Source organism: Gordonia desulfuricans NBRC 100010, from assembly GCF_001485495.1.
GTDB classification, from domain to species: Bacteria; Actinomycetota; Actinomycetes; order Mycobacteriales; family Mycobacteriaceae; genus Gordonia; species Gordonia desulfuricans.
The window spans coordinates 1-9,148 of the sequence record NZ_BCNF01000095.1 but is presented as its reverse complement, the minus strand read 5'-3'; the positions used below and the strand labels follow the sequence as shown (position 1 = coordinate 9,148).

Sequence of the window (9,148 nt, the reverse complement as noted above, 5' to 3'; positions counted from 1 at the left end):
TTACGGTCGTTCGGATCCCGACTCAACTACCGAATCATGCTGCAGGCGCCAGCGGAGCCAGGCCCAGCACGGCCCGGGCCAACGGCACGGCCACCAGGACGGCGGCGGTGGATTCGGCGATCACCATCGCCCAGCCGGCCGACACGAGGCCGTACTCACCGATCCAGAGTGTGGTGAGGGTCAGCATGATGGTCGCGCTGATGATCTGGACGGCCAGCGCCGGAGCCAGATTGCATCGCACCCGACACACGCCCACGAAGCACAGGGCGACCGCAGCGGGCGGCAGCGCCAGGGCACCCACCCGCAGCAGCGGTGTGCCGAACTCGGCGTAGTCGGGTCCCGCGATCCGCAGGATGATCGGACCGAGGAACGCCAGACACAGCGCTGCGGCGCTCGCTCCACCGATCAGCGTCGCGACGAAGGTGCGGGTGTGTCTCAGCGACGAGCCATCCGAGGTGTCGGCGGTCGCCGAGTCCGTACTCGTCGCCGCCACATACGGTCCGATCAGCATGGTCAACAACACGAGTACGGCGCTCACCAGCGACCACACGATGGAGAAATAGGCGTTCTGCGCCGCGCCCACCCTGCCGATCACGATCGGCGGGAGGATCAACGGCGTGATGGCACCGGCCACGTAGACGCCGTAGTTGCCGAGCAGGAACCGCCCCTGAACACCCTTCGACGGCAACAGATGTCCGGCGGGTACAGAACGGGCGCGCTCTGCGAGTTCACGTGCGGCCCACCACCACACCACCCCGCCGGTGATGGCGGCGAGCAGAATCCAGGAACCGACCAGTCCCATCCGGTCGGCGCCCACGGCGAAGACGACGACCGCGGCGAGCTTCGCCACCGCATGCACCACGTTCTTGCCCGCGGCCCAGTGGGCGCGCTCCATGGCGATGCTCAGATGGTCGAGCAGGGCGAACATCGACAGCACGACGACGATCAGTGGGAACAGCGCCATCTCGCCCATGCCGTCGAACATCTCGCCGGTGGGACCCACCAGGAGGAAACCGACGCCGAGCAGTGCGCCGCACCCGGCGCCGACAGCGAGCCCGATACCCGGCAGCCATCGCGCACGGTCACCCGCGAGCGGCAGGAACCGTTCGAGATAGGCACCGATACCGAGGTTCCCGAATGCGGAGAGCATCGTCGCGGTGGTGATCACCGCCGCAGCGGCACCCACCTCACGCGCCGGGTACAGCCGGCCGGCCAGCACCCAGTACACCAGCCCCAGCGCGGCGGTCAGCAGCCCGGAGACCGCCAGCGCCAGGGAACTACGTGCGAGTGACGAACGCTCGCGAACACTCAACCCGCGAGCTCGTCGGCGGCCTTCTCCACCGCGGCACCGGCGCGCACACCGCTACGCACCTTGGACCGGTGATCCTTCCAGTGCGCGAATTCCTGGTTGATGGTGCGCAGCACACGCATTCCGTCGCTGTAGGCGTTGAGATTGCTGCGCCCGTGCAGTCGCGGACCCTCGAAGCTCCCGACCTCGCTGATCTTCAGCCCGGCAGTGGCCAGACGGACGTTGATCACGGTCTCGATCTCGAATCCGTCGCCCCACTGGGCGCGGGTGTAGTGGGTCGGGGGCAGCTCGATCTGCTCGGCATGACGCGCCCAGAAAGCGTTGTAGCCGTAGCACAGGTCGGTGAACTTCGTATGGAAGTAGGTGTTCACGATCTGGTTCAGGGCCTTGTTGCCCCAGCGGCGCAGCGTGGTGATGTCGGTGCTGCCGCCGGCGCCGACGAACCGGCTTCCCTTGGCGAGGTCGGCACCGTCGAGCAGGGCCTGGACGAACAGCGGGATCTCGGCGGGGTCGGTGGACCCGTCGGCATCGATCATCACGATGATGTCGCCGGTGCAGGCCTCGATACCGCAGGCCAGGGCGTTACCCTTGCCGGAACGGGTCTGCGTGACAAACGTGGCGTCGGGCCAGAGCTTGCGGGCGACGGCGACCGTGTCATCGGCGGAATGCCCGTCGACGAAGACGATCTGATCGATCCCGAGGGGCATGCGGTACGCAACGTAGGGGAGGTTCTTCGCCTCGTTCATGGCCGGGATGATGACCGACACACTCGGCCGGGGCTTACCCGAGTCGGCCGACGGTACCGCCGAGATCCCGTGCAGCCCGGTCACCGTGGAACTGGCATGGTCGTACATGAAATGCTCCGCTCGTTGCGGTCGGACAGTGGGAGTTGGGTCTCGGCAGCTTGCGCCAAACCTGAACCGAAGGTAAGCCTAACCAAAAGAAAGAGCAAACCTCAATATCGGACACCGTGGTCCAACTCACACGGTACCCCGAATTGCGTCCATCCTACAGGGTAGCCTACCCTAATGCTTTGTCGCCAGAGTCGTTTGCCGACATATCCGACATTCCCTGCTGAGTCCCATGGAGCCAGGAGCATCAGATGAGCAACATCCCGGACGGTCTTCGCCGCCCACCTGCGTACGGGGGCAAGGCAATCCGACTGTCCCGGATCACCGACCCGGCAACCCGGCGAGCGCAGATCGTGCCGCTCGACCACTCGGTGACCGTCGGGCCGCTCGGACCACGCAACCATACCGAGAACATCGTGCGGATGCTGTCCCGCACCGCCTGCGACGCAGTGGTGCTCCACCGAGGACGCGTGGCGCAGATCGCTCCGGAGGCCTTCACCGGCATGGGGCTGATCGTCCACCTGTCCGCGAGCACGTCCCTCGCACTGGACTCCGATGCCAAGGTGATCGTCGGCGGCGTCGACGCAGCACTGCGATCGGGCGCCGACGCGGTGAGCATCCACGTCAATGTCGGGTCGGAGACCGAGACCCAGCAGCTCACCGACTTCGCCGCGGTGTCGCGGGAGTGCGAGGTCCTCGGAGTTCCGCTGCTGGCCATGATGTACGCGCGGGGTCCCCGGCAGGCTCCCCGTCCCGACGCCGCGACCGTCGCCCACCTCGCGGCGATCGCCACCGACCTCGGTGCCGACATGGTCAAGCTCGACTACACCGGTTCCCCCGAGTCGATGGCACGGGTCGTCGACACCACCCCCCTGCCGATCTACGTCGCCGGCGGTGCGACCCGCAGCGACGACGACGCGATCGCCTTCGGTGCCGAGGTCCTGCAAGGCGGCGTCGCCGGACTCAGCTTCGGCCGCAACATCTTCGACGCCGACGACCCGGCCCGAGTGGTCAACACCCTGGCCGACCTCGTCCACCGGCGCGTCGTCCCGACCGACATCCTGCCCGCCCTCGAATCGGCCTGACCAGCCCGTCCCGCCCGATCCGCAGCGGCCGATCCATTCACTTTCACAGGAGACCACCATGGCACCGAGTACCCCCACCACCATCGTCACCGACCACATCGTCCCGGAAGCCGACGCCGGCAACCGCGTCCGCACCGCCGGGCACTTCGGTTGGGTCGATGTCCGCGGGCTGACCGGACCGGTGCGTGACGCGGTCATCGCCGCCGCGCTCAACCAGGGCCTCGACGGCATCGTCGCCGACGACCCGGCGGTCCTGTCCGACCTTCCCCCGACCATCCGTCGCATCCTGGCCGCCGACCACGGCGATCTCGACGATGCGCTCCTGCTGTCGGAGGCCACCGATCCCGAGACGACCGCGCCGAACCCGGCCGCCGTGCACGTCATCGTCTCCGATGCCCCGACCCTTACCCGCGCCTGCGATCTGGTGCGGGTGACCCCGTGGACGGTGCTGACCTTCACCGATCCCACCAAGATCCCGCTCGAGATCGTGATCGCCGCAGCCGAGAACTCCGGCGGCAAGACCATCACCGTCGTCAACGACATCGAGGACGCCGAGATCGTGAAGCTGGTCCTCGAGCACGGCTCCGACGGCCTGCTGCTGGCCCCGCGTCACGCCGACGACGTGGTCGCACTCGCCCAGATCCTCACCCCGTCGGCCGACCGCGTCGAGCTGTCGCACCTGACCGTCACCACCGTCGAGCACATCGGGATGGGCGAGCGCGCCTGCATCGACACCTGCTCGCTGCTCGAACTCGACGAGGGCTGCCTGATCGGTTCGTTCGCATCCGGAATGTTCTTGTCGTGCAGCGAGACCCACCCGTTGCCGTACATGCCGACCCGGCCCTTCCGCTGGAATGCCGGCGCCGTGCACTCCTACGTAATGACCCCCGACAACCGCACCCGTTACGTGAGCGAGCTGCGCGCCGGTCAGCCGATCCTGGCCGTGCGTTCCGACGGCACCGCCCGTGAGGTGCGTATCGGGCGCGTCAAGATCGAGCGACGCCCCCTGATCTCCATCACCGCCACCAGCCCGGACGGCAAGACGATCAACGTGATCGCCCAGGACGACTGGCATGTGCGCCTGCTGGGCCCCGGCGGCAGCGTCAACAACGTCACCGAGCTCAAGGCCGGCGACGTGCTGCTCGGATACGTCCCCACCGAGGCGCGGCACGTGGGTTTGCCCATCACCGAGTTCTGTGACGAACGCTGAGACACTCACCGGCCGTTTCGCCGCGACGGTCGGCGCCCACGCCGACCGGACGGCGCTGCGCGTCGGTGAGCGGGTCCTGACCTACGCACAGCTCGCCCGGGAGATCGCCGACCGCACGCCGGTGCTCACCCGGGACCTGCCGGCAGATCGTCCGGTACCGGTGGTCGCCGACGGCTCCCCGGACGCGGTGCTCGATCTGCTGACGATCCTGTTCTCCACGCACCCGTTGGTGGCGATCGATGCGTCGTCGCCGCGGTCCCGGGTCGCGGTGATCCGGGAGCAGGCCGAGGCGCTCACGCTGCCCGGATGTGCGCTGCTGGCCTTCACGTCGGGTTCCACCGGTGCCCCCAAGGCCGTCCGCCAGGGCCATGCCCTGTGGCTCAACCAGGCCGACGAACTGGCCGCGGAACTCGGGATCGGCCCCGGAACCGCTGTGGCACAGGCACTGCCGATCGCCTTCGGTGGCGGCCTCGACATCACCGTGACCACCCTGCTGGCCGGTGGCGAGCTCCACCTGATCGACGCACGTCTCGACGGCGTCGCCGACACCGTCGCGACCCTCACCCGGTGGCATGCCGATTCGGTGCATCTGTCACCGGCGCTGCTGCGTCCCCTGCTGGCCGAGTCCGGTGCCGAGGCGGCCCTCGCCGCGGTGCGTTTGGTCGCGACCTGCGGAGAGGCGCTCGACGCCGCCGACCTCGCACGACTGCGCGCCGTGGCACCGCACGTCACCTTTGTCAACCGGTCCGGCTCGTCGGAGACCGGCAACCTCGCCTTCGGCGTCTACCCGCCGCAGCGACCGCTGCCCGAGGGAACGGTTCCCGCCGGGAAACTCGCCGCAGGCAAGCAGTTCCGCATCCTCGACGACGACGGATCGGAGCTGGGGCCCGGCGCGACCGGCATCATCGAACTCACCTCCCCGTATCTGTCGCTCGGCTACGTCGTCGACGGTCGGTGCACCGACTTCCCGGAGGTCTCCCCGGGCGTGCGACGCCACCGGCTCGGCGATCGCGGTCGCATCGTCGACGGCGAGCTGCACCTCGCGGGCCGGGTGGACGACACCGTGAAGATCCGCGGCTACCGCGTCGACATCGGTGAGGTCACCGCCGCCGCACGCGCCGTCCCCGGGATCGGCGAGGCCGTGGTGGTCGCGCGCACCGATCTGGACCGCACCGCCCAGGACGGCACGCCCGGCGGCACCGCACTCGTCGCCTACCTCGCTCCCCCGGCCGGCGACTCGCCGCCGTCACTGGCCACCGTGCGCACCACGATGGCCACCGCGCTCCCGGCGTTCATGGTGCCCACGCACACCGTGTTGCTGTCGGCGTTGCCGCGCAACGCGCGCGGCAAGATCGACCGCGCCGCACTGCCGCTGCCCCCGCGACGCCCCCACCACGTGCCGCCGCGCACCACCACCGAACGACTGCTGGCACCGATGTGGGCGGATCTGCTCGGTGTCGACGAGGTGGGCACCGACGACGATCTCGTCGCACTCGGCGCCGACTCGCTGACCATGGTCACCCTGCTGCGCCGGGTCGAGGACGCCTTCGGTGTCACCCTCCCGGCCTCCGCGCCGGTCACCCACCCGACCCTCGCCGCGATGGCCACCGCGATCGACGCAGCCGGACCAGAACGCACCGGCGGCGACATCGTCGAACTCGGCGAGGGCCACACCGACACCCGGCCGATCGTGTTCGCCTTCGGCGGCGCAGGCGAATCGGCGCTGGCATTCGCACCGCTGGCCCGCCGGTTGTCGGGGTTCCGGGTGATCGGGCTGCACGCGCACGGACTCGAGACACGCGGCATCCCCGACTGGACGGTCACCGCCGCCGCCCGGCGCGCTGTGCGCCACCTCCGGGCGATCGCACCACACGGTCCCTACCGCCTCATCGGACATTCCCTGGGTGGGGTGATCGCCACCGAGGCCGCCCGGATGCTCACCGCCGACGGGGAGACCGTCGAGCATGTCGTCTACCTGGACACGGTGCTCTCCGGGCCGCTGCAGCGTCGTTCCGGACACCTCTTCACATCTGTCGACCCCGCCGAACAAGCACCGGCACAACCGGATTCGGTGGCGGACCCGGACGCAGCCGGGGCGGACGCCGGTGATCTGTGGCGCACGCGTCTGCACCTGCTCACCGCGGGCTGGTGGCCGCGACCGGCACAGCAGCAGTGGTCGCTGTTCCACGAACTGGGGCGGCGCACCGCGATGCTGCACCGCCTACGCCCCTGGGCGGGTCCGGCCACCGTCGTTCTCGCACAGGACAATCCCGACCCGCACGAGTGGTGGGACACCGTCGCCCCGGCCCACCACGGCATCCACACGGTCCCCGGCGACCACAACGGCATGCTGCGTGCACCGCATGTCGACCACACGGCGGCCGTGGTCACCGACGCGCTCACCGGCGTGCGCACGTGACCGACCGCCACGCGGTGTACGTCATCGCGCACGACGAACCCCGACTGTTCGCCGATCTGGTCGCATCGCTGCGACATCGGCAGATCGACGTGTACGCGCACATCGACGCCCGGGTCGCACCCGAACCGTTCGCCGCGGCACTCGCCACCGACGATCGGGTGCACTTCGTCGCCGATGCCGACCGGGTTCCCGTGCGCTGGGGCGGCTTCAGCGTCGTCTCGGCGGTGCTCTCCCTGATCGAGACGGCTGCGGCGACCGATGTCCCGTATCGGCGGCACACCCTGGTGTCCGGGCGTGACGTGCTGCTGCGATCGGTTCCGGACCTGCTCGCGAGCTGGGCCACCGACACCGAGTACGTCCGGATCGACCACGCCCTGCGTCCCGGTGCGCCGCACGCACACAAGGTGACGCACGTCCACTTCCCGGATCGTCCGGTCCTGCGCCGGATGTCGGGGCGCATCCGGCGGCGCCCGCCCACCCATCCCCTCTATCAGGGGTCGATGTGGTGGTCGTTGACCGACGACGCGATGCAGATCGTTCGCTCCGCGATCGCCGACGACCCGAGTTGGTGCGCGGACCTGCGGTTCGCATTGTGCCCGGACGAGATCCTCGTCCCGTCGATCCTCAAGGCATCCCCGCTCGCCGACCGCATCGGTCAGGACTACTCCGAGAGTCCCGCCGCCGACCACATCCTGCACGCCCAGCGCTTCATCGACTGGCGCGACGACGACGCCAGCTCTCCGCCGGAACTCGACGACACACTGCTGGCCGAGGCACTCGCCGGCCCCGCACTGTTCGCCCGCAAGGTCGGACCCGGGTGGACCTGGCGGGTGCCGTCATGAGCCGCAGGCCCTCCGGACGAGATCTTCTGGTGCGCAATGCGTCGGCGCTGATGCTGTCGTCGGTCGGCACCGGCGCCCTCGGACTGGTCTACTGGATCATCGCCGAGCATCACTTCCCCACCTCGGAGGTGGGTCGTGCGTCGGCGATCATCAGTTCGGCCACGGTGCTCTCGTCGCTGGCCTGCCTGTCGCTCGGTGGCGCCTACCAACGCTTCCTGCCGGTGTCGGGCGATCGCACGGTGCGGCTGCTGCTCGGCGGGCACCTGCTGATCACCGCGACCGCAACCCTGCTCGGCACGGGATTCGTGCTGCTCGGATTCGGTGACCGGCTGCTGTTCTCCACCGGTGAACGGTGGGGCTTCGTCGCGATGGTGATCGTCTTCGCGCAGTACGCGATCTGCGACCCCATCCTCACCGGCCTACGGCAGGCGCCGGCGGTGGCGGCCAAGAACATCGGGTTGTCGGCGATCAAGATCGTTCCGCTCGTCGTCATCACCGCGACCCCGACCGCCTTCGTCATCACCGGTTCCTGGGCGGTGGCGGCGGCGGTGATCACCGCGATCGCCATCTTCCACGGCTTCCGGGTGGCGCTGCGCCGTCGCGACGAGTCCCACGCGCTGCTGCCCGGGGGACGGGAACTGTTGTCGTTCCAGAGCGCGTTCTTCGCGATGATGCTGGTCTCGTCGGTCACCCCACTGGTGCTGCCGCTGCTGGTGGTCCACCAGGCCGGTACCACCCAGAACGCCTACTTCAACCTGGCCTGGACGATGTGCTCGGCGGTCGGGTTGCTGCGCGCGGCAGTCGGGTCGGCGTTCGTGGTCGAGGCGGCCCTGCCCGACGCCGACCGCCCGGCACTGCTTCGTCGCTTCGGCCGGATGCTCGCCGCCGTCACCGCACTCGGTGCCGGCGGACTCGCCATCGGCGGACCCTTGGTCCTGTGGTTCACCGGCCCCGACTATCTGCATGCCGCTGCCCCGCTGATGATGGTGATGGCCGTCGACTCGATCGTGCAGACCTGCGTGACCACCTACTATCTCGTCGCCCAGCTGCAACGGCGTCTGCGCCTGATGGTGGCGGCACAGATCGTCGTCATGGTGCTCACCGTGGGTGGCAGTGCAGTGCTGCTGGCACCGCTGGGACTCGTCGGTGTCGCCGTCGGCTCGCTGAGCGCGTCGGTGGTGGCACTGCTGATCGTCGCCCGGCCGCTCGTCCGCGGCATCCGTGAGATGGCGACCGTGGAACGGCCGGTCGAGCCGGTCGGCTGACGCCTCGGTGGTGTTTGCTGATCGAGCCGGGACTCGTCCGTGGTGGTTGCGTCGACGAGCTCGGCCGTCTGAGGTTTCGACACGCCTCGTCGCTCCGCTCCTCATCGGCTCAACCACCGTGCACAACCCGATGATCGAGCCGGGACTACGTCAGAAGTGGTCACGTC

7 protein-coding genes are annotated in these 9,148 nt (G+C 69.2%); 5 read left to right on the top strand and 2 right to left on the bottom strand.

Annotated elements, in window-relative coordinates; genetic code table 11:
- Positions 1 to 34: 34 nt before the first annotated feature.
- Together GD1_RS15740 and GD1_RS15735 are read right to left on the bottom strand one after the other, a co-directional pair.
- Positions 35 to 1,312 (bottom strand): lipopolysaccharide biosynthesis protein, encoded by a 1,278-nt coding sequence (locus tag GD1_RS15740; protein ID WP_059038131.1) that lies wholly within the window; start codon positions 1,310 to 1,312, stop codon positions 35 to 37.
- The gene (locus GD1_RS15735) at positions 1,309 to 2,163 is read right to left on the bottom strand and encodes a glycosyltransferase family 2 protein (protein ID WP_083534263.1); all 855 of its coding nucleotides are present in this window, start codon (positions 2,161 to 2,163) and stop codon (positions 1,309 to 1,311) included. The genes GD1_RS15740 and GD1_RS15735 overlap by 4 nt, the downstream gene beginning before the upstream one ends.
- 248 nt (positions 2,164 to 2,411) lie before the next feature.
- On the opposite strand from GD1_RS15735, the gene GD1_RS15730 reads away from it, so the two are divergent.
- Genes GD1_RS15730 through GD1_RS15710 form a run of 5 tightly spaced genes read left to right on the top strand, consistent with a single transcriptional unit; the run spans position 2,412 to position 8,981 of the window.
- Complete coding sequence (locus GD1_RS15730) at positions 2,412 to 3,245, top strand: 2-amino-3,7-dideoxy-D-threo-hept-6-ulosonate synthase (protein WP_059038129.1); 834 nt, start codon at positions 2,412 to 2,414, stop codon at positions 3,243 to 3,245.
- Between the two features lie 58 nt (positions 3,246 to 3,303).
- Positions 3,304 to 4,455, top strand: a complete 1,152-nt coding sequence (locus tag GD1_RS15725) for a 3-dehydroquinate synthase II family protein (RefSeq protein WP_020792370.1) — start codon at positions 3,304 to 3,306, stop codon at positions 4,453 to 4,455.
- Positions 4,442 to 6,874 carry an AMP-binding protein gene (locus GD1_RS15720; protein WP_059038127.1) on the top strand — a complete coding sequence of 811 codons (2,433 nt, stop codon included), beginning with the start codon at positions 4,442 to 4,444 and terminating at the stop codon, positions 6,872 to 6,874. The genes GD1_RS15725 and GD1_RS15720 overlap by 14 nt, the downstream gene beginning before the upstream one ends.
- Entirely contained in the window at positions 6,871 to 7,716 is an 846-nt protein-coding gene (locus GD1_RS15715) for a beta-1,6-N-acetylglucosaminyltransferase (protein WP_059038125.1), read from the top strand. Before GD1_RS15720 ends, GD1_RS15715 begins: the two co-directional genes overlap by 4 nt.
- Positions 7,713 to 8,981, top strand: a complete 1,269-nt coding sequence (locus tag GD1_RS15710) for a lipopolysaccharide biosynthesis protein (RefSeq protein WP_157079508.1) — start codon at positions 7,713 to 7,715, stop codon at positions 8,979 to 8,981. Before GD1_RS15715 ends, GD1_RS15710 begins: the two co-directional genes overlap by 4 nt.
- The last annotated feature ends 167 nt before the right edge of the window (positions 8,982 to 9,148 follow it).